At 39.2% G+C, this 19,522-nt stretch carries 19 protein-coding genes and 1 tRNA gene; 11 read left to right on the top strand and 9 right to left on the bottom strand.

The features are described 5' to 3' along the window. Positions 1 to 302: 302 nt before the first annotated feature. The 6 genes from HMPREF1320_RS11515 to HMPREF1320_RS04660 all read left to right on the top strand — a co-directional run bounded on the left by HMPREF1320_RS11515 (position 303) and on the right by HMPREF1320_RS04660 (position 2,887). On the top strand, positions 303 to 572 hold the full coding sequence (locus HMPREF1320_RS11515; RefSeq protein ID WP_198006261.1) for a hypothetical protein: 270 nt from the start codon (positions 303 to 305) through the stop codon (positions 570 to 572). Positions 573 to 583: 11 nt separating this feature from the next. Next, positions 584 to 1,273: a ComF family protein gene (locus HMPREF1320_RS04680; RefSeq protein WP_009417648.1), complete on the top strand. Its 690-nt coding sequence runs from the start codon at positions 584 to 586 to the stop codon at positions 1,271 to 1,273. A 51-nt stretch (positions 1,274 to 1,324) separates the two neighbouring features. After that, entirely contained in the window at positions 1,325 to 1,627 is a 303-nt protein-coding gene (locus HMPREF1320_RS04675; protein ID WP_002675425.1) for a hypothetical protein, read from the top strand. Between the two features lie 81 nt (positions 1,628 to 1,708). Next, positions 1,709 to 2,275, top strand: a complete 567-nt coding sequence (gene gldD, locus HMPREF1320_RS04670; RefSeq protein ID WP_009417699.1) for a gliding motility lipoprotein GldD — start codon at positions 1,709 to 1,711, stop codon at positions 2,273 to 2,275. A 69-nt stretch (positions 2,276 to 2,344) separates the two neighbouring features. Continuing rightward, positions 2,345 to 2,794 (top strand): GatB/YqeY domain-containing protein, encoded by a 450-nt coding sequence (locus tag HMPREF1320_RS04665; protein WP_009411286.1) that lies wholly within the window; start codon positions 2,345 to 2,347, stop codon positions 2,792 to 2,794. Between the two features lie 19 nt (positions 2,795 to 2,813). Continuing rightward, a tRNA-Arg gene (locus HMPREF1320_RS04660) sits at positions 2,814 to 2,887 on the top strand. 61 nt (positions 2,888 to 2,948) lie between these two features. Here HMPREF1320_RS04660 and HMPREF1320_RS04655 read toward each other — a convergent pair. After that, positions 2,949 to 4,523, bottom strand: coding sequence for an NADP-dependent glyceraldehyde-3-phosphate dehydrogenase (locus tag HMPREF1320_RS04655; protein ID WP_009417614.1), 1,575 nt, complete (start codon positions 4,521 to 4,523; stop codon positions 2,949 to 2,951). A gap of 86 nt (positions 4,524 to 4,609) precedes the next feature. Further along, the gene (locus tag HMPREF1320_RS11510) at positions 4,610 to 4,786 is read right to left on the bottom strand and encodes a CAL67264 family membrane protein (protein ID WP_002675432.1); all 177 of its coding nucleotides are present in this window, start codon (positions 4,784 to 4,786) and stop codon (positions 4,610 to 4,612) included. Between the two features lie 904 nt (positions 4,787 to 5,690). Between HMPREF1320_RS11510 and HMPREF1320_RS04650 the strand changes: the two genes are divergently transcribed. Genes HMPREF1320_RS04650 through HMPREF1320_RS04630 form a run of 5 tightly spaced genes read left to right on the top strand, consistent with a single transcriptional unit; the run spans position 5,691 to position 14,520 of the window. Next, positions 5,691 to 8,717 carry a SusC/RagA family TonB-linked outer membrane protein gene (locus HMPREF1320_RS04650; RefSeq protein WP_034554157.1) on the top strand — a complete coding sequence of 1,009 codons (3,027 nt, stop codon included), beginning with the start codon at positions 5,691 to 5,693 and terminating at the stop codon, positions 8,715 to 8,717. An 18-nt stretch (positions 8,718 to 8,735) separates the two neighbouring features. After that, positions 8,736 to 10,394 (top strand): SusD/RagB family nutrient-binding outer membrane lipoprotein, encoded by a 1,659-nt coding sequence (locus HMPREF1320_RS04645; protein WP_009417608.1) that lies wholly within the window; start codon positions 8,736 to 8,738, stop codon positions 10,392 to 10,394. Positions 10,395 to 10,412: 18 nt separating this feature from the next. Further along, positions 10,413 to 11,798 carry a glycoside hydrolase family 18 gene (locus tag HMPREF1320_RS04640; protein ID WP_009417663.1) on the top strand — a complete coding sequence of 462 codons (1,386 nt, stop codon included), beginning with the start codon at positions 10,413 to 10,415 and terminating at the stop codon, positions 11,796 to 11,798. A 12-nt stretch (positions 11,799 to 11,810) separates the two neighbouring features. Continuing rightward, positions 11,811 to 13,067 carry a DUF1735 and LamG domain-containing protein gene (locus tag HMPREF1320_RS04635; protein ID WP_009417634.1) on the top strand — a complete coding sequence of 419 codons (1,257 nt, stop codon included), beginning with the start codon at positions 11,811 to 11,813 and terminating at the stop codon, positions 13,065 to 13,067. 55 nt (positions 13,068 to 13,122) lie between these two features. Further along, positions 13,123 to 14,520 (top strand): BT_3987 domain-containing protein, encoded by a 1,398-nt coding sequence (locus HMPREF1320_RS04630; protein ID WP_009417593.1) that lies wholly within the window; start codon positions 13,123 to 13,125, stop codon positions 14,518 to 14,520. 86 nt (positions 14,521 to 14,606) lie between these two features. Here the strand turns inward: HMPREF1320_RS04630 and HMPREF1320_RS04625 are convergent, their stop codons facing one another. The 7 genes from HMPREF1320_RS04625 to HMPREF1320_RS04595 form a co-directional block, all read right to left on the bottom strand. After that, the gene (locus HMPREF1320_RS04625; RefSeq protein ID WP_009417597.1) at positions 14,607 to 16,655 is read right to left on the bottom strand and encodes a S9 family peptidase; all 2,049 of its coding nucleotides are present in this window, start codon (positions 16,653 to 16,655) and stop codon (positions 14,607 to 14,609) included. 5 nt (positions 16,656 to 16,660) lie between these two features. Further along, complete coding sequence (gene ruvX, locus HMPREF1320_RS04620; protein WP_009417678.1) at positions 16,661 to 17,071, bottom strand: Holliday junction resolvase RuvX; 411 nt, start codon at positions 17,069 to 17,071, stop codon at positions 16,661 to 16,663. A 2-nt stretch (positions 17,072 to 17,073) separates the two neighbouring features. Then, a complete protein-coding gene (locus tag HMPREF1320_RS04615; protein ID WP_009417621.1) occupies positions 17,074 to 17,886 on the bottom strand; it encodes a M48 family metallopeptidase in 813 nt (270 codons plus the stop codon). Then, complete coding sequence (locus HMPREF1320_RS04610) at positions 17,886 to 18,317, bottom strand: hypothetical protein (RefSeq protein WP_009417672.1); 432 nt, start codon at positions 18,315 to 18,317, stop codon at positions 17,886 to 17,888. Before HMPREF1320_RS04610 ends, HMPREF1320_RS04615 begins: the two co-directional genes overlap by 1 nt. Next, positions 18,314 to 18,721: a DUF2752 domain-containing protein gene (locus tag HMPREF1320_RS04605; protein WP_034554152.1), complete on the bottom strand. Its 408-nt coding sequence runs from the start codon at positions 18,719 to 18,721 to the stop codon at positions 18,314 to 18,316. The genes HMPREF1320_RS04610 and HMPREF1320_RS04605 overlap by 4 nt, the downstream gene beginning before the upstream one ends. Next, positions 18,722 to 19,063, bottom strand: coding sequence for a TM2 domain-containing protein (locus HMPREF1320_RS04600; RefSeq protein WP_009417595.1), 342 nt, complete (start codon positions 19,061 to 19,063; stop codon positions 18,722 to 18,724). It abuts the gene before it with no gap. Positions 19,064 to 19,179: 116 nt separating this feature from the next. After that, a partial coding sequence (locus tag HMPREF1320_RS04595) for an IS30 family transposase (protein ID WP_009417300.1) occupies positions 19,180 to 19,522 on the bottom strand: 343 nt, incomplete at its 5' end.

Below are 19,522 nucleotides of genomic sequence, written 5' to 3'. Positions count from 1 at the left end.
ATTGATTTTCAGTTGTAAAAATAGATTAAGTTTTGTTTCAGATCAAAAATAATTGGACAAAGGTACTATTATTTTTTGGAAAAAGGAGTATCTTTGCCGAAAAAGTTTTAGATTAATGGTTAGTGGTTAATCATTAATGGTTAATAGTGAAATTGGGAGAGGATTATACAAAGCTTATAGGACAGATGGACAAAGAGTGGGTCTACAGTGGGTCTACAGTGGGTCTACAGTGGCTCTACAGTGGCTCTACAGTGGGTCTACAGTGGCTCTACAGTGGGTCTACAACGAACAAAAGACGAACGATGAACGAAGGAACAACGAACCTAAGTAGGAGGAAAGTTGAAGCTAAGGCAGAGATAAAAAGAAGGTTATTAGTGGATTTCAACTTTGCCAAAGTTTCAAACTTTGGCAAAGTTCATACATATAAACCAATAAACAACGGTGCGAGCCACACGGGCAGGTGCGAGCCGCACGGGCAGATAATGAACAAAAGACGAACGATGAACGAACAAAGAACGAAGAACGGAAGGAGAGGAGGCGGATTTAAGAGGAAGCTATTAACGACCTATTAGCTAAAAGAATTATGATTTTATCGGATATACTTTCGGTGTTATCACCTGCTTATTGCAGGGGTTGTGGAAAATTATTGGTTACAGGCGAGCATTTTTTGTGTGTAAATTGTAGAGAAAAGTTGGAAGAAACGAACTTTCATTTGCAGGCGGAAAATTTGTTTACCCAGCGACTAACAGAAGAGTGCGAAGTGTTTGCGGCTACTGCATTATTTTACTTTAAAAAGGACAATATGGCACAACATTTGATACATCTTTTGAAGTACAAAGGAGAAGAGCAGATAGGGGAGTGGTTAGGGCAATGGCTCGGTGAAAAGATAAAGAATGTGCCCCTATTTCAGCAGGCTGAGGTGGTGTTGCCTGTGCCTTTACACAAAAGTAAAGAACGCAAGCGAGGATACAACCAAGTCGCCTTGTTTGGCAGGACATTGGCTTCGGTATTACACATCGATTATATAGATGATGTATTGGTGAAAATTGAAGCTAATACTACGCAAACCCGAAAAGTAGTGTGGCGACGTTTGAAGGAGAGTGAACATATATTTTCTCTTCAAAACACTCATAGAATAGAAGGCAAGAAGGTGCTTTTGGTAGATGATGTGGTGACCACAGGAGCTACGCTCACAAACTGTTATGAGCTACTGAAAACCGTACCTAATGTGGAAATAGGCGTTGCTACAATGGGGTATGCGATGTTGGGATAAGAATGGAAATATATTGATAAACAGAAAATTAATAACTAAATATAAAATTGTATGAAGAACACTTTTAAATTAATTGTTGCAGCATTTGTAATGTTTGCATTTAGTACTAATGTAGGGGCTATGACCCTTAATGTAAATCAAATCGCTAAAAGCCTTATCGTAGACCAAGATGGTAACGGAGGAGTGAAAGTGAAGAAATCTTGCGATAAAGACGGCGAGAAAAAAGAGTGCAATAAAGATGGCAAAAAGAAATCTTGTTGCAAAAAAGACGGTAAGAAAGATGGCAAAAAGTCTTGCCACGAAAAAGGCGGTGAGAAAAAAGAAGTAAAAGCAGAAGAAAAACCTGTAGAATAATTTTTCACCCATTATAAAAACTTTTTTACACTGAAAAACCTTAGCATAAGTGGCTGAGGTTTTTTGGTATTAGTGTGATGTATGAAAAAACTTATTTATAGTCTGTTGAGTAGTGTAGTGCTATTGTTAGTAGCTTGTGGTACTGATATATTGCCTAAGCCTAAGGGGGTATTGCGATTGGAATACCCGCAAGCATCGTATCAGAAAGTAACTGAATTGCCTAATTGTCCGTTTACTTTTGAGGTAAATACGCTATCGGAATTGAAGTACAAGCCCCATTCGTGTGATGTTAATATAGAATATCCTGCGATGAAGGCTACGGTTTATCTCACTTATAAAAATGTGAATGGCAATATTCGTCAGTTGCTGAGTGATGCACAGAAGTTTACTTATGACCATACGATTAAGGCAGATAATATTGTTTCGACAGCGTTTGTGAACGATACGACCAAAGTATACGGTATGTTTTACCAAGTGTATGGCAATGCAGCTTCGCAAGCACAGTTTTACGCTACCGATAGTGTGCGTCATTTTATATCAGGTTCGGTGTATTTTAGGGTGGTTCCTAATTACGATTCGGTACAACCTGCGAGTAATTATTTAGAAAAAGATGTGAGGAGGATAATGGAAAGCCTCCGTTGGAAATAAAAAATAGAGGTAAAAGTTGGCAGTTTATAAATATAGCATTACTTTTGCCCCACAAAACACTGAAAAATTATGAGTTTACAAACTAAAGTAATGGAGGCTCTCAAAGAAGCGATGAAAGCCAAGGACACAGTGGCATTAGAATCGTTGAGAGCTATTAAATCGGCTATTTTGTTAGCCAAAACAGAAGCAGGGGCTGCCGAAGAACTTTCGGAAGCTGATGAGCTTAAACTGTTGCAAAAATTAGTAAAACAGCGCAAGGACAGTGCGGCTTTGTACACACAGCAAGGTAGGAATGACTTAGCTGAGCCTGAATTAGCCCAAATGGCGGTGATAGAGAAGTTCTTACCGGCTCAACTCAGTGAAGCAGAAGTAGAAACTGCTCTGAGAGGGATTATTAACCAAGTGGGCGCTACTACGCCTAAGGATATGGGCAAGGTAATGGGTGTAGCCACCAAACAATTGGCAGGCAAAGCTGATGGCAAGCTCATTTCGGAGATTGTAAAGAGATTATTGTCTTAGTAATATATAGTTTAAAAGAGGCCGCATAGTTCAACTGGATAGAATATCAGATTCCGGTTCTGAAGGTTGGAGGTTCGACTCCTCTTGCGGTCACGGAAAAAAAAGCAGGTTGCTAATTAGCAACCTGCTTTTTTATATACCTTATAAATATACTTTATAAAATGAAATCGGTGTTGATGAAGTTAGAAGCGCCGGTGCGGAGGAGGTTCTCTACTATCCTGTCGTTGTAGTCGTTGTTTTGGAACGATACAAAAGTGCGGATAGAGAACGAGCGCAAGGCATCGTGTACGCTTAGGGTACCCACAGCAGAGTCTTTTCTACCAGTGAAAGGGAATACATCGGGGCCTCGCTGACACAAGCTGTTGAGGTTCACACGGCAGAGCATATTCACCAACATATCGATGAGAGGGGAGAGCTCGTGTGGGTCTTCGCCAAACAGACTGATTTGCTGTCCGTATTTAGAATCGGAAATCTCATCTATAATCTCGTTGATATTGGAGAACGGTTTTACTGGAATAAGGGGACCAAACTGCTCTTCGTTATACACTCGCATTTCCTTGGTAACGGGATAAAGTACCGCAGGGAAGATGAAGTTATCAGTGCGCTGACCACCTTTTTTATTCTGAATAGTAGCGCCTTTGGCAAGAGCATCATCTATGAGTTCCTGTAAGAAAGCAGGTTTATCGACCTCGGGTAGGGGAGTGAGAGCTACTTTTTCGTCCCACGGATTACCGAACTTGAGCGCATCTACCTTTTCGGCGAAACGCTTGAGAAACTCATCTTTTATCTTGGCGTGCACGTAGAGGATTTTTAGTGCTGTACAACGCTGTCCGTTGAAAGACAAAGCTCCTTTCACGCATTCGTTTACTGCCAAATCAAGATTGGCGTCAGGAAGTATTACCCCAGGGTTTTTAGCTTCCAACCCAAAGACAAGGCGCAAGCGGTTTTTCTTAGGGTGCTGGTCTTGCAGTGCAATAGCTGTCTTGCTGTTGCCTATGAGTGCCAATACATCTACCTTACCACTCTCCATAATGGGTGGTGCAACGGTGCGACCGCGTCCGTAAAGAATATTGATCACCCCACGAGGGAAGGAGTTTTGGAAGGCTTCCAATAGAGGTGTGAAGAGTAATACCCCGTGTTTAGCGGGCTTAAAAATCACTGTGTTGCCCATAATAAGCGCAGGGATAATCAGTGCAAAGGTTTCATTCAGTGGGTAGTTATAAGGGCCTAAACAGAGTACAACCCCTAAGGGGCCACGACGAATAAGGGCATAGACTCCATCACGTTGTACGAACTTAGACGACTGGTTGTCGAGTTCTTTATAAGCATTGATAGTGTCGTAGATGTACTCTACGGTACGATCAAATTCCTTACGCGAGTCGTCCAGGTTTTTGCCGATTTCCCACATCATCAGTTTTACGACTTCATCGCGTTGCTTTTCCATTTGTTTTACAAATTTAAGCATTGCGGAGATACGGTCTTTTACTTTCATTGTAGGCCATAAACCTTTACCTTTGTTATAAGCCTCAGTAGCCGAATGAAGGGCTTCTAAAGCATCAGCTTTGCCTAACGAAGGCACGCTACCCAAGAGGGTGCGTTCATACTTTTCAGTAGAAGAAATAGTGGAATAGATATTGGTGAACTCACCTTTCCACTCACGGAGTTCGCCATCGATAAGGTAAGTGTCTTGGCGAAAGGGTTTTACTTGAAATTGTTCTGGTATATTCATAATTTTTTAATTAGCAAATTAGTAAATTAGCAAATGAGTAGGGTATGTACATTTGCTAATTATCACATTAATAAATTATTAAATTGTCATACTCTTCCTTTGAGGGCGTTGAATACCCAAGCAATAGCGAAAAAGCCAATGCCTACCGCTCCGAATCCAAAGCCTGCTACTTCGTTGTATTTGAAGGCTCCTAAGGCGATAAGCCCTAAGCCTACTACTATCATTATGAGGGTTGCCCACCCTAATACAGCATTTTTATTCATTATTATGATTACAAGTATTAGTTATCAGTAGGCAAAAGTAGAAAATAATTAGCAAATGAACAAATTTTTGAATTAATGGTCAATGATTAATGGTTGGTGGTTAGTGGTTAATGGTGGAATTGGGGGAGGATTGTACAAAGCTTATAGAATAATTGAATAATGAGTGGGTCTACAGTGGGTCTACAGTGGGTCTACAGTGGGTCTACAGTGGGTCTATAATGAATAAAAGACAGAGTGAGTTACACGGACAGATATAGAAAAGACAAAGGTAACCTCCTCCTTACACATACCCAGCTATCGCTGGCTACCTCCAAAAGGGGAATTGTAGCGATGCAAAGACGAAGAATGAACGAAGAAAAAGTGAAGCTGAGTTAAAGATAAGGTAGAGATAAAAAGAGTATTATTGGTAGTTTTTGACTTTGTAAAAGGTTGTAGTACGAAAAGCAATTAGAAACTTTGGTAAGGTGTATGGTCGGGAAAAGGGGAGAAGAATAGTGGTTTGCGATTTTGAAAGGGAGTGATGAAATGACGCTGAGATGAAGGGGAGAAGACTTTAACATTTGTTTTAAGAAAATATTAAGAATGGAGTGTTGATTTAGAAAAAAGATTTTAAGTTAATGTGTAAACTATTTTAACCGTAATAATTAAATATATTTAAAAAGTAGCTATATAAGATGAGTGTCTCTTTAATAAAATAAGCGAAAATAGGAGTCTTTTTTAATCTTTGAAGATTTTTGAAGGAGAAAAATATAAAATTAGTACTTTTGATTCTATTTGATTATCAATAATATATGTTTTTGAAATAAAGAAAAAGAGAAAAAAAAGAAAAAAAATAAGGTAAAAAATTTGCGCTATGTTAAAATATTCCTAATTTTGCGCCCAAATTAATTTATTCAATAAAGTAATGAAAGTAAAAATATCAATGCTAATGTTCGTTTTTGCATTGTTTAGCGGTGCGCTAATGGCACAAACGAAAGTAACTGGTACGGTTACAGGCAGTGATGGTATGCCACTGCCAGGTGTAAGTGTTGTGATTAAAGGTACAACACGTGGTGTTTCAACTGACTTTGACGGGAAGTATGAACTACAAGCAGCTGCCAATGAAACTATTGAGTACAGCTTCTTGGGGTATAGTACTCTCCAAAGAAAAGTTACGAAAGCGAGCGGTACTCTTACTTTAGATGTGGTGTTACAAGAAGAAGCACAACAACTTGGTGAAGTAGTGGTAACCGCTTTGGGTATCAAACGCCAAGAAAAAGCCTTGAGTTATAACGTACAACAAGTGAAGTCGGAAGAACTTACCAAAGTGAAAGACGTGAACGTGGTAAATAGCCTCAACGGTAAAGTAGCGGGGGTGAATATCCAACGTAGTTCTTCTGGGGTAGGTGGTTCTACCAAAGTGGTAATGCGCGGTCTCAAATCATTGGACGGTAATAACGGTGTGCTCTATGTAATTGATGGGGTGCCACTCTTCAACAAACAAAGTGATGGCGGAGGTAATAACTTCGGTCGCCCAGGTGGAGGAGAAGGTATTTCAGATATCAACCCTGAGGATATCGAAAGTATCAACGTACTTACAGGTCCTTCGGCAGCAGCTTTGTACGGTAGTGAAGCTGCCAACGGGGTAATCCTTATCAACACTAAAAAAGGTAAAGAGGGTAAAACTGAAGTAAACCTATCTAGCAGTGTAGAGTTGATGACTCCTATATTATTACCTGAATTCCAAAATACTTATGGTAGCAATGGAGATAAAAGCTGGGGTGCTAAATTAGCAACACCTTCTACTTTCGAACCTCGTAAATTCTTCAATACAGGTACAAACTTTATGAACTCTGTTACCTTCTCTACAGGGAACGCTCAAAACCAAACTTTTGTATCGGCTGCACAAACCAATGCCGAAGGTCTCATTCCTAACAATGCTTACTATCGTTACAATGTAGGGGTGCGCAATACTGCTAATTTTGCTAAAGATAAATTGCACTTAGATGTAAGTGGTAACTTTATCCGCCAAGGTAGCCGTAATATGATGGCGGGAGGTGGTTATTTCAACCCCTTAGTAGGTTTGTATTTAATGCCACGCAGTATGGATTATCGCGATGTACAAGCTTATGAACGCTACAACCCTTCAAGAGGTATTTATGAAAGATACCAACCTTATTCTGATAGAGTTGACAGTTACTTCTCCGAAAATCCTTATTGGGTGGCGAACCGAGAACTCTTTTTGAACAACAAGAAACGCTATATGATGTCGGCTTCTTTGAAATACGATATCCTCGATTGGTTGAATGTTACAGGGCGTGTGCGTTTAGATAACGACTACGGTACTGCTGAAGAAAAACTATATGCCAGCACTACCAACTTCTTAATCGGTTGGAAAACTGAATGGGGGCCTAACAACAACGGTTCTTATGCTAATACCCAAACTAAAGATGAGCAAACTTATGCCGATATAATGTTTAACGTCAATAAAAACTTTGGCGAAAAATTCTCTTTAACAGCTAACGTAGGTTCAAGTTATAACGACCGTTATAGCACAGGTCTTTCAGCAAGAGGCGTGTTGTTCCGTTTGCCTAACCTCTTCTCAACAACTAACTTCGACCCTCAACGAGGAGGCTCAGGTCAGAGCTATTCTCGCGCTAAAAACGTAGCGGTATTCGCAAGTGCTGAACTTGGCTATAAAGGTATGTTATACCTCTCTGCTACAGGTCGTAACGACTGGTCTTCACAACTGGTAAACTCTGCCGAACCTTCATTCTTCTATCCTTCTGTAGGGCTTTCAGCAGTGATTTCTCAAATGACAAAATTGCCTGAGTTTATCAACTATTTGAAAGTACGCGGTTCATATACTGAGGTAGGTTCTCCTATCAGCAAAACAGGTATTACTCCAGGTACTATTACTCACGAACTTACTGCCGACGGCTTGAAAACTAATAAGGTATATCCTTATCCAGAATTTAAAGCTGAACGCACTACTTCTTGGGAAGCTGGTTTAAATACCAAATTGTTCGGTAATAGCTTGTCAGTAGATTTGACTTTGTACAAATCTAACACTTATAATCAATTCTTTGAACAACAATTGTCCGCTTCTTCTATCTACTCTTCTTTCTATTTGCAAGCAGGTAACGTTGAAAACCGCGGTATTGAGTTGTCAGTAAATTACAATAAAGAATTCCTTAACAAAGAACTCAACTGGAATTCTACTCTTACCTATTCACGCAATGTGAACGAAATAAAAGAATTAGTTCGCGGTTACCACAATCCTTTCACAGGTGAATTATTTGATATTACCGAAGTGCGCAAAGGTAGCACTGTATTGCGCGAAGGAGGTAGTATGTCCGATGTTGTAGTAAGAGGTGTATTGCTCCGCGATGTGAACGGTGATCTTATCGAAGAAGCTTCTCAATACAAATTTGATAAAACTCAAGAAGTAAAATTAGGTCGTTCTACCCCCGATTTCCAAATGGGATGGCGCAACACCCTTTCTTATAAAGGTATCGATTTGAGCTTCTTGTTCAACGGTAGCTTTGGAGGTATCGTTTTAGCAGGTACACAACCTATGCTCGATGCTTATGGAGTATCAAAAGCTTCTGCCGATGCTCGTGATAACCGTGGGGTAGTAGTGAACGGTAAAAAATACGACGCTCAAAAATACTACAATACCATTAAAGACCTTCCTGGTTATTACTCTTACGACGCTACTAATGTACGCCTCCAAGAAGTATCTCTCAACTATACTATAGATGGTAAACACTTCTGGGATAAAGTAAAAAGCGTAACAATTGGTGCCATTGGTACTAACCTTTGGATGATTTACAACAAAGCTCCTTTCGACCCTCAACTTACTTATGGTGTAGGTACCTATGCTACTACTGAGTTTTTTATGACTCCAAGTGCAGCTACTTACGGTGCGAGCTTGAAAATTAAATTCTAATTCAAAAACGACAAAACAATGAAAATATTCAATAAAAATATAGCAGTTGTAGCATTATCAGGTATATTACTCGGCGCTTGTACTAAAGATTTTGCCGATGTAAATACTAATAAAACACAACCTACCGATGAAGATATCAATCGTGGTGGCTATGCCTCTGGTGGATATTTTACCGAGCTGGTACAACGCCCGATCCCTACAGGAGTAGGTGTTGGCCCTGCTAACGACTATCAAGTAGTACAAAATATGAGTACTGATAACTGGGTAGGTTACTTCTCTCCAGGGCGTAATCACTGGGATAATGGTAATAACCAAACCAGTTACTATGTGTCCGACTTCCGTGCCAATGGTACTTTCTCTACACTTATTACAAAAGTGATGAACCCTTATTTTGAGATTAAAAACCGCTTGCACAATGTCCAAACTGTAAATGGTAAATTGGTGTATACCCCTAAAGATTTGACAAGCCAAGCTGCTTATTCTTTAGCACAAATCGTAAAAATAATGGCTATGCATCGCGCTACCGACCTCTTTGGTCCTATCCCTTATAGTGATATGGAACCTGGTAAAATCAAAGCTAAATACGATAGCCAAGAAAAAGTTTACAAATCTTTCTTAAAAGAATTAGACGATGCAGTAACCATACTCAATCAATATGGAGCTAACAACAAAGTGTTAGAAAACTTCGACCCTGTCTACCAAGGTGATACTGCTAAATGGATACGCTTAGCCAATTCATTGATGTTGCGCTTAGCAATGCGCGTACGCTTTGCCGACCAAGCGCTCGCTCAACAATATGTAATCAAAGCTACTACGAATCTTGGTGGACTTATTGAAGACGATTCTCAAGCAGGTAAGTTAGTAACCTCTAGTAAATATATTTTCGACCATTCCTTGGTAACTATGTTAGGTTATGGAGAGCTTAAAATGGGGGCGACTATCTATTCTTATCTAAAAGGATATAACGACCCTCGTATGGCTAAATACTTTACCAAAGCAACTGCCGATACTCAAACCTCCGATTTCTACGCTGTACGCTCTGGTATCGACCCTACCACCGATGTAGCTGTCTACAAAAACTTCTCAGTACCTACTGTAGTACAAACTACTCCTACCTATTGGTTGCGCGCTTCCGAAGTACAATTCTTACTCGCCGAAGCTGCTTTGATAGGATGGTATACTAACGATACTGCCGAAAATTTGTACAAAAAAGGTATTGAAGTATCTTTCGCCGAAAATGGTTTAACTGCTGCTCAAGCGCAAAGCTATTACAATAGCAGCGCTCAACCCGCTAACTATGCCGACCCTAAAAACTCTGTTTACAACATCAGTGCAGCGAGCACTATTGATAAAAAATGGCTCACCAGCGGTAGTACTGAAGACCATTTAGAGCAAATTATCACTCAAAAATACCTCGCTAACTATCCTAATGGTTTCGAGTCTTGGAGTGAATGGCGTCGTACGGGCTACCCTCGTATGTTTACAGCCGCTTTAAACAGAACCAATGTAGGAGTGCAAAATATCCCTGCTTCTGGTAAAGATTTCGGTATGCGTCGTTTCCCATTCCCTGAAAATGAATTTAAACAAAACAGAGAAAACGTTACAGCTGCTCAAAGCCTCTTAGGTGGTACTGATAACGCTGCTACTAACGTATGGTGGGACAAAAAAACTAAATAAATTTAAAAGTAAAATACGATGAAAAAATTTGTATACACACTATTAGCCCTTACTATCGGACTTACAAGCTGTAGTAAGTGGACAGAAATAGAGTCGAATGCCGAAGATTTTGAAAGAGCGGCATTAGAGGACTTAAAGAACAAAAGAGACGCTGCTAAATGGCTCGCTGAAGCCGAACGTACTGAAGAGAACAAAAAAGCTCTTGAAGCCTATTGGGCTCAGCTCCGCGAGTACAAACAAAAAGCGTGGCTCAATACAGGTGAAGCTGGCGGTCAGGTGCCTATGGTATATTTTTGGTTTGATGGGCCTACTTGGCAACCTGTAAAAGGCATTGCACGTGGCTGGTTACAAGCTGTACCCGACTCGATAGTAGCGCTTTCTATTTGGGGAGGTACTAATATGCGCCCCGAAACCCTTACTGAGTTTCACAAGAAAGATATTGAGGTTTTTCACAAAAAGGGAGGCTCTATCTTGATGTGTTGGCAAACTCCAAGTGTAGGTTTAGGCTTACCCACTACCAAAGAAGGAGTGTCAGGTAGTCAAGACTTTCATAACAAATATCCTTATGCTGAATGCTATAACCAATGGCCAGAGATCTATGCTCGTGAGTTAGCGCGCTATATCATCGCTATGGATTTTGATGGTTATGATGTAGACTGGGAAACAGGGGGTGACCACAATAACACTCTTACAGGAGAAGCTGCCAAAAAAGAAATTCCTTTGATGGTAAAAGAAGCTAATGGTGAGTACGAGAATATTGCCAAATTCGTAAAAGAAATGGCTAAATACTTTGGTCCTATAGGAGCTAATAGAGCAGTAACTACCCAAGCAGAACGCGAAGCTAATATTAAAGCTTTATTTACAGCAAGTACGCCAGGATTTCACCCTAAAGAAGCTGAGTATATTAATAGTTTCAAATCTTATTTGCCAGCTAACTATCTTACCAAACGTTATTATTTCTGTTGTGATATTCCACAAGGCATTGCCTCTATATTCAAAACAGGAACTATGGAAAAATATTTTGACAAGCATTTCTTGCAAAATTATGGTTCTGAAGATGAAACTCCTTCACCAGGTTGGTCTACTCCTGTATTAAGTGAGTTGGGTGGTAAGTATTATAACTCTGCTGGAGCTAACTATCAAGCAGGTAAATTTAATGTAATGATAGGTAAAGGTAAAGCTGTAAGAGCAGGAAAGGTATGGGGGTTAGCAGCATACCACGGACAAAGTGATTACGCTGTAACTAATGAAAGTGACCCTCACTTTAGAAAGTATCTTGAAGAAAATAATATTAAACGTAAATATTTGCACTATGCTTGGACTCGTGAAGCTATCCGTATAGCTAATCCACGTCCTGATTACTCAGGATATAAAGAAAAGGAACCTACAATTATTCTCCCTTAATATTTTATTGCAATGAAAAATACAATCATAAAATTAGCGAGTGTAGTTCTATTCTTAGGACTCACCGCTTGTCAAGAAAAATTAGACAATAACAATAATAATAGTCTTGGAAGTATTTCAGCTGTATATATGAATAGCAGCAATGCTAGTGTGAGCTTTGCTAAATCTACTGAATCGGGTAGTACTAAGTTTGAAGTGCGTATGTCTAACTTAAGAGAACGCAATGAAACTATTACCATTGCTGCTACCGACTTTTTTCCCGAATACAACGAGAAAAATGCCACTAATTACAAAATGTTGCCCGCTTCAGAATACGAATTGTATGAAGAAGGTAACACAGCGAACAAATCTACTAATGGTCTTTTGAATATTACTTTGAAACCAGGGCAAGCCTCTGTGCAAGTAGGAGTGAGAGTACGTCCGTTGGATGACAACACTTTCCCAATGGGAGTTAAATACGCTATTCCATTACGTATTGTTTCTGCCTCTTTGCCTATTCTTTCTAATAAGGATGTAGTAGTAGCCCTTAATCGTCCGTTTAAAACTTCAGTAGCTTTAATAAAACAAGGTTATGCTTTAGGAGTAAAAGTAGCCGACAATGTTCAAGGAAGTGATGAATTTACTATACAAGGGATGTTCTTATTTGAAGAATTCCACGCTTATAATCGAGTTAATGTAAATATGTCGCTTTTCCAAGGCGAAATGTTACCTTATACTCGTATCGATGCTGGTAAAATACAAGTGAAAAATGGTGGGGGAGATAGCCCCGACGACTGGGCAGAAACTACTGATATTGCTATAAAAAAATGGGTACAAATCACCTTTACTTACAAGGATTCTTTCCTTAAATTGTATATCAATGGTAAATTGGTCAAAACCTATCAACGCCCTAGCTTAAAAGTTTCTCCAGGTATGCGCATCAATATCGAAAATACTCAAACATCTTACTCTGCTAATCGCTATTTCCGTGAATTTAGAGTATGGAACAGAGTACTTACCGATGCTGAAATCGTAGATGGTTTATATTTGCCTGCCGACCCAGATAGTAAAGGATTGATAGTCTATTTACCTATCAACAAAAAAGAAGGTTTTAAAGATATGAGTAAGTATGACAATACTACTATCTATAGAAAAGGTACTGCATCTTCTCCTGATGGAATACAAGATGGTCCTTCTTATGTATCCGATATTGATGAAGCAACCTTTACACCTACTGTAGAATGGAAAGAGAATATAAAATTTCCTGCTGTAGGTTTAGAAACAGAATAATATAATAACAATGTGACTATTCTATAAAAGAGTAGCCTCTAAAAAAATAAATACAATGAAAAAAATAATATTCAATAGTTTAATAGTTGCTCTCTGTTTGACTGTTTTAGTCTCTTGTAAAAAAGAGGAGATTACTATCGAGAAAAACGAAAGCACTACGTGGCAAATTGATAAAAAAATAGAAGACGATGATATTCGTACCCAATTAGGGTATGACCCTCGTCTTAACTATATCTATTTGCGTCCTACTGTGGCCGAACTGCCAATGCTTTCTTTTGGTAATGTTACAATCAATAGAAATTACACTAAGGAAGTAGAAGTAAGATTGCTTGATAAACCTTATGATAAGGATGTTCAAGTATCATTTGCTTACGATGCATCAGCTTACGACAAAGTAAAAGCTAATTATTCAGGTTTTGAATTAGGTGATGCTAACCTTGTTCAGTTGAGCGAAGCTACCAAAACCCTTAGCAAAGGTGAAACTTCTGTTACTTTCACGCTTACTATTAGCAATAACTCTAATTTTAACAAAAAAGTTATTTTGCCTTACGCCTTAAAAATAACCGATAGCGGTCTTACACTTCCTAAAGGAAAAGATGTATTTGTACTAAAAGTCTTCCCTGAAGAAATAAAAATCACTGCTGAATCTAAAGTTGTTTCCAAACTTTTAGGCTACTACAATGGTAGTGTTTATATAGGGAATAGTGATAAGGAAGTCGCTTTCACTATAAAGAGTAGCTATGAACTCCCAACAGAACTTAAAGTAGCCTTAGTGCGCGATGATAGTGCTGTGCTAAGTGGTAGAACCCTCGCACCTGCAGGAGTTGAAGGAACTCTCCCCGAAGATAATTTCGATGCGTTAAGCAAAAAACTTACTTTCAATCTAAATGAAGATTCTTTTACTAATAAGGGAGAATACGCATTACCTCTCAAATATGTAGTAAAAGATGCTTCAGGCAATGAACAAGAATTGAGTAATAACAAACTCTTTGTGAATTTCGACATTAAAGAGTTAGTCTCATCAAATGATAATGTAGAAGTGGGCACTCAACCATCAGGTAAAATAATAGATAGAAAAGGTATTATCGCTTCTTATTATGGAGACATATATTACTCTCCAAGATTTCTATTAGATGGAGATGAAAATACCTATTCTTATGTGAGAGATGGCGCTTATTATTACTTTACTTTTCCTAAAGTAAGACTTATAAAATCAGTAGTATTGAAACCTATATCAGGGAACCAAGTGAAAAATATATCAGCGTATGCTGGTATGACACAAGGAAGTGAGCAATATCAAGGAACTATAACTTATAACGGTAGTGGTGATATTGTAATAACCTTTAAAAAAGCTATTCCTCTTATACGTCTATCAGTAGGAAACTTTGTTAATGATGAAAACGCTTCCTCTTATTGGATGGGATTCTCTGAAATTAATTTCTACGAAGAGTAGTAAAAATTAAATAAAATGCTATTTTATTTTTAATAGAGTAGTATCTTTTATAAAAAGGAATGTTTACACAAACATTCCTTTTTTGTTTATCTATTTTCCTCTAATTCCAATAAAAAAGCGTATTCTTTTGCAGTTTCTTTTAAGGCTTCAAAGCGTCCTGAGGCACCGCCGTGACCAGCTTCCATATTGGTGTCTAAATATAGCGGATGGTCGTCGGTTTTGAGTTCTCGCAGTTTGGCTACCCATTTGGCGGGCTCCCAGTACTGTACTTGTGAGTCGTGCAAACCGGTACTCACGTACATTGCTGGATAGGCTTGGGCTCGCACTTGGTCGTAAGGCGAATAGGAGAGCATATAATTGTAATATTTCTCGTTATTAGGATTCCCCCACTCGTCGTATTCGCCCGTAGTGAGCGGAATACTGTCGTCGAGCATTGTGGTTACCACATCTACAAAAGGTACAGAGGCGATAATGCCTTTATACAATTGTGGTGCCATATTCACTACGGCACCCATTAACAAACCTCCAGCCGAGCCACCTTCGGCAAATAGATGTTCGGGAGAGGTGTAGCCTTCGGCGATGAGAAACTGAGAACAAGCGATAAAATCGGTAAATGTGTTTTTCTTTTTGAGGAGTTTGCCATCTTCATACCATTGGCGACCTAAATACTCTCCTCCGCGGATATGTGCAATAGCATAGATAAAACCGCGGTCTAACAAGCTCAAACGGGTGGTAGAAAAATAAGGATTGATGGTTACTCCGTACGATCCATAACCGTACAGTAACAAAGGATTTTGCCCATTTTTCACTATGTCTTTGCGGTAGATGAGCGAAATAGGGACTTTCACTCCGTCAGGGGTAGTTGCCCAAAGGCGTTCTTCTATATAATTATCTTTGTTGAAGTTCCCGCCTAATACTTCTTGTTCTTTTAGTAGGAGCTCTTCGCCAGTGCGCATATTATATTCTATAATAGAGGCAGGGGTAGCTAATGATTGGTAGTTGTAGCGCAACCATTCGGTGTTGAAATCTACATTTTGAGTAGTATAGGCAGTATAAGTTTCGCTATCAAAGGGGAGGTAATGCGTTTTTGAGCCATCCCACGAGCGTATTTGTATACGTTCTAAGCCGTTGTACACTTCTTCGACTACTAAGAAATCTTTAAAAATCTCGATATCGTTGAGGCGTACTTCGGGACGATGGGCTATTACCTCTTCCCAATGCTCTGATTTTGTAGCACTTTCGGGGGTACGCATCAGTTTGAAGTTGGTCGCACTGTCTTTATTGGTGAGAATATAAAAATACTCCTCATAATGAGCGATATCGTACTCCAAGCCACGTGTGCGTGGTTGGAATACTTTGAAAGCCTCGTGAGGGGTATTGGCATTCAAGGTTTGATATTCAGATGTAAGAGTACTCTCGCTGCCTATCACAAGGTATTTGCGAGACTTCTCGCGGTAGACGAATACATCAAAAGTATCGTCTTTTTCGTGGAAAATCAGTACATCGTCTTTGGGGTCAGTACCTAAAATATGGCGGTATACTTTGAAAGAACGCAGGGTTTGCTGGTTGTTCTTCACGTAGAAAATGGTACGACTATCGGCTGCCCAAATCGCTTGTCCGTTGGTATTTTTGATTTTATAGGGCAGTATTTCACCTGTGCTGAGATTCTTGATTTGCAACGTATATTGCCGGCGAGATACAGTATCCACCCCAAAAACCGCCCACTGGTTGTCGTCGCTTATGGCAAAGCTATCGAGGTGAAAGTAGGCTTTGCCTTTAGCCATCACATTACAATCGAAAAGCACTTCTTCTGGAGCATCGAGCGTTTCCTTGTAGCGCAGATAAATAGGGTAATCCTTTCCTTCTTCATAACGAGTTTGATACCAATAACCGTTGTAAAAGTAAGGCACAGAACTGTCGTTCTCTTTGATGCGACTTTTCATTTCGGCAAAGAGCGTTTCTTGCAAAGGTTTGGTGTGTGCTGTTTGCGCCTGATAATAGGCGTTTTCGGCTTCTAAATAAGCAATAACCTCAGGGTTTTCGCGCTCGCGTAACCAATAGTAATTATCAGTGCGTTTGTTGCCAAATTCGGTGAATATATGGGGGCGTTGTTTAGCTTTAGGAGGAGTTGTCATATTATTTAATGTTGTTTATCTAAGAAGTTTTGAAGGATAATAGTCGCGCTTATTTCATCTATCAATGCTTTGTTTTGACGTTGTTTCTTTTTAAGTCCGCTATCAATCATTGTTTGGAAAGCAAGTTTGGAGGTAAACCGCTCGTCTTGACGGTGGATAGGTATCTCTGGAAACTCCTGTTGTAACTTACTGATAAACTTTTGTATCTCAGCCTCTACGCTGGAATCCTCACTGTTCATTCGTTTAGGTTGCCCAATCACAAAGGCTTCTACGGCTTCCTCGGCAGTGTATTGTTTTAGGAAAGCCAGTAGGGTAGGGGTTTCTACTGTGCAAAGCCCCGAAGCGATGATTTGCAGAGGGTCGGTTACAGCAATGCCTGTGCGTTTGGTTCCGTAGTCTATAGCTAAGAGTCGCATAATTATTCTTCCTCTATGATTTCCTTGAATGTCTCCCAAGTAGATGAAGAGATAACAGGCTTGTAGTTAGTTCGCTGTTTACTGATATTTTGTAGCAAATACTCTTTCCTATCCTTTGGGAAAGGGTGAGTGCTTACCCATTTAAATGCCGAAGGCGGAGTATTTTTATCATCTATCACCCCTATAAACTCAGCAAAAGGTTTAGGGTCTATCTTCGCATTTTGTATATAGGTAAGTCCCACAAGGTCGGCTTCTTTTTCCATATTTCGGTTAAAAGCACTCGAAGACACGATTCTGCCTACTTCTGTAATCATCGAAAGGTCTGACCGCCCCGAAATAATAGCAAACAAAGTGCCTATCCCTAATTCTCTTACAAGCGACTGCATTACGTGATCCTTTTCAATATGCGCCAGCTCGTGCCCAATCACCCCACAAAGGGCTTCTGGGCTTGAGGTCTTTTTTACAAGTCCTGTATAAATCATCAGTTGGTGATTAGGCAAAGCAAAAGCATTTACCTCTTCACTATCTAATAAGTACACTTTCAGCTCCTTCCGGTCGATGTTATTAGCATTACATATTTTGGTCACCATACTGTCGATAGTCGCTACTGCAAGGCTATCGTCTACCACCGAGTTTCTGCTCGTGAAGTCCTCAAACATCATTTCACCCAGTTTCACCTCTATTTTCTTCACATATTCATTCCTTATCAGCGGGTTAATCTTAAAAATCTCCAACCAGTTTACTTGTTGCAGTAAAAACCAACCGCCAAAGAAAATACACAGTAAAATAGTGCCTCTTGATATTACTTTATTCATTATTTTTTCACTATTAAATCCACAATATCACCGTAAAACCACCACGATAAATGTTCGCCCTTGCGTATCTTTATGGCAGAATAAAACGTGCCTATAATTTCATAAACATTAAAGATAAAGGCTATAATCAGCCAAGCAATATAAGCATTAGTTACTAAATTACTCCCCAATACTATTGATACAGTCCACCAGAAAGTAGTGGTGTTTACAAAAAATAAGAAGAGTTGTGAAACGAAGGCTTGATAACAATGCCAACGCACAAAAAAAGAGCCTTTGCGATGTGCCACCAGAAAGAATATGGTAGCCAGTAGATTGATGATAGGCAAAGGCATTCCTGCCATAATAGCCACTATTGACATTATATAGCTATTGGCAGCGCGCTCCTTGTCACCATCGCTGATGCGTTCGTTTAATTGTTTAGTTTCTATCATAAACCTTTATAAATATTCCAAATCCAGTTCAGCACTATGAGAATAAAAAAGGGAATATACACGTAAGGGCGTTTAAAGAATTGTTCAAACTTTATGTAAGCTCCCTGCAAAGTAGTTTTCTTTCTGCATAAATCATAAAGTAACCATAACGGAGTAATGATAAGTAATACCGATGCCAATACCCCAAGCGGATTGGTCAGTAACGCCTCTCCCCAGTGTCCTTCAAAAAAAGCCTCAACCGACCGCGTGGTACCACACGACGGACAGGGGTACCCCGTAACATTCTTTATTGCACAAACAGTAACCCCTATGTCCTGTCCGTGAAAAACATAGTGGCTAAGTAGCCACCCCCAACAGGCAAGACATAGGAGTGTGATGAAAGTATAGAACTTTTTAGTCGTCAATTAGTAACTAAGTGCTGAAGCTAATAATTCCGCATTTTTGTCTCTTGTAGCGTCCATAATTAGGAACCAGTCCACAATCGTCCAAATACCCAAACCACCACAAGTAAGTAATTTACCAACTCCCATACCTACATCGCCTATGTAGAAACGGTCAATGCCCAAATGTCCTGCAAAAATAGAAATGAGGAGAGAAGTTGTAGGGTCTTTAAATTGTATCGTTTGTAGCATTACCCATTTTGATTCGTCCAAAGAAAGAAGCTTTTCACGAATTTGAGGAACGATTTCAGGTCTGAAAAATTTACCATTAGTTACGATAAACATATCCACTTTTTGTGCATCCATAGTGTGTAAAATTATGAGATTAAAATTATGGCGCAATATTACAGCATTTTTTTGATATTGCCTAATATTTTAACAAAAAAAGTTATACCGCCCATTCCACCATCAAGTGCAATTTTTCAGATTACTTTCTGATAGAATAAATCTTTAGGTTTTTCAAAATCTAATACTTTTCTTGGTCTATTATTAATTTTATATTGATATTTTTTAATTTCTTTATCTGTAATATCTTTAAAATCAGTGTTTTTTGGTATGTATTGCCGTACAAGACCATTGGTGTGTTCACTAAGACCTCGCTCCCAAGAACTATAAGGATGAGCAAAGAAAAATTGTAGGTTCAATTTCTTTTCAACTCGCTTAAAGTCTGAAAATTCATTACCATTGTCAGCAGTAATTGTCTTTATATAGTTTTTGTAAGGCAAGGTCATATCTATAAGTTCATCTGCTAATGATTTAGCTTTC

It is taken from the genome of Capnocytophaga sp. oral taxon 335 str. F0486 (genome assembly GCF_000277665.1).
Taxonomy (GTDB): domain Bacteria; phylum Bacteroidota; class Bacteroidia; order Flavobacteriales; family Flavobacteriaceae; genus Capnocytophaga; species Capnocytophaga ochracea.
Note: the sequence above shows the minus strand (reverse complement) of the source record. Positions and strands in the feature narration are given on the sequence as shown.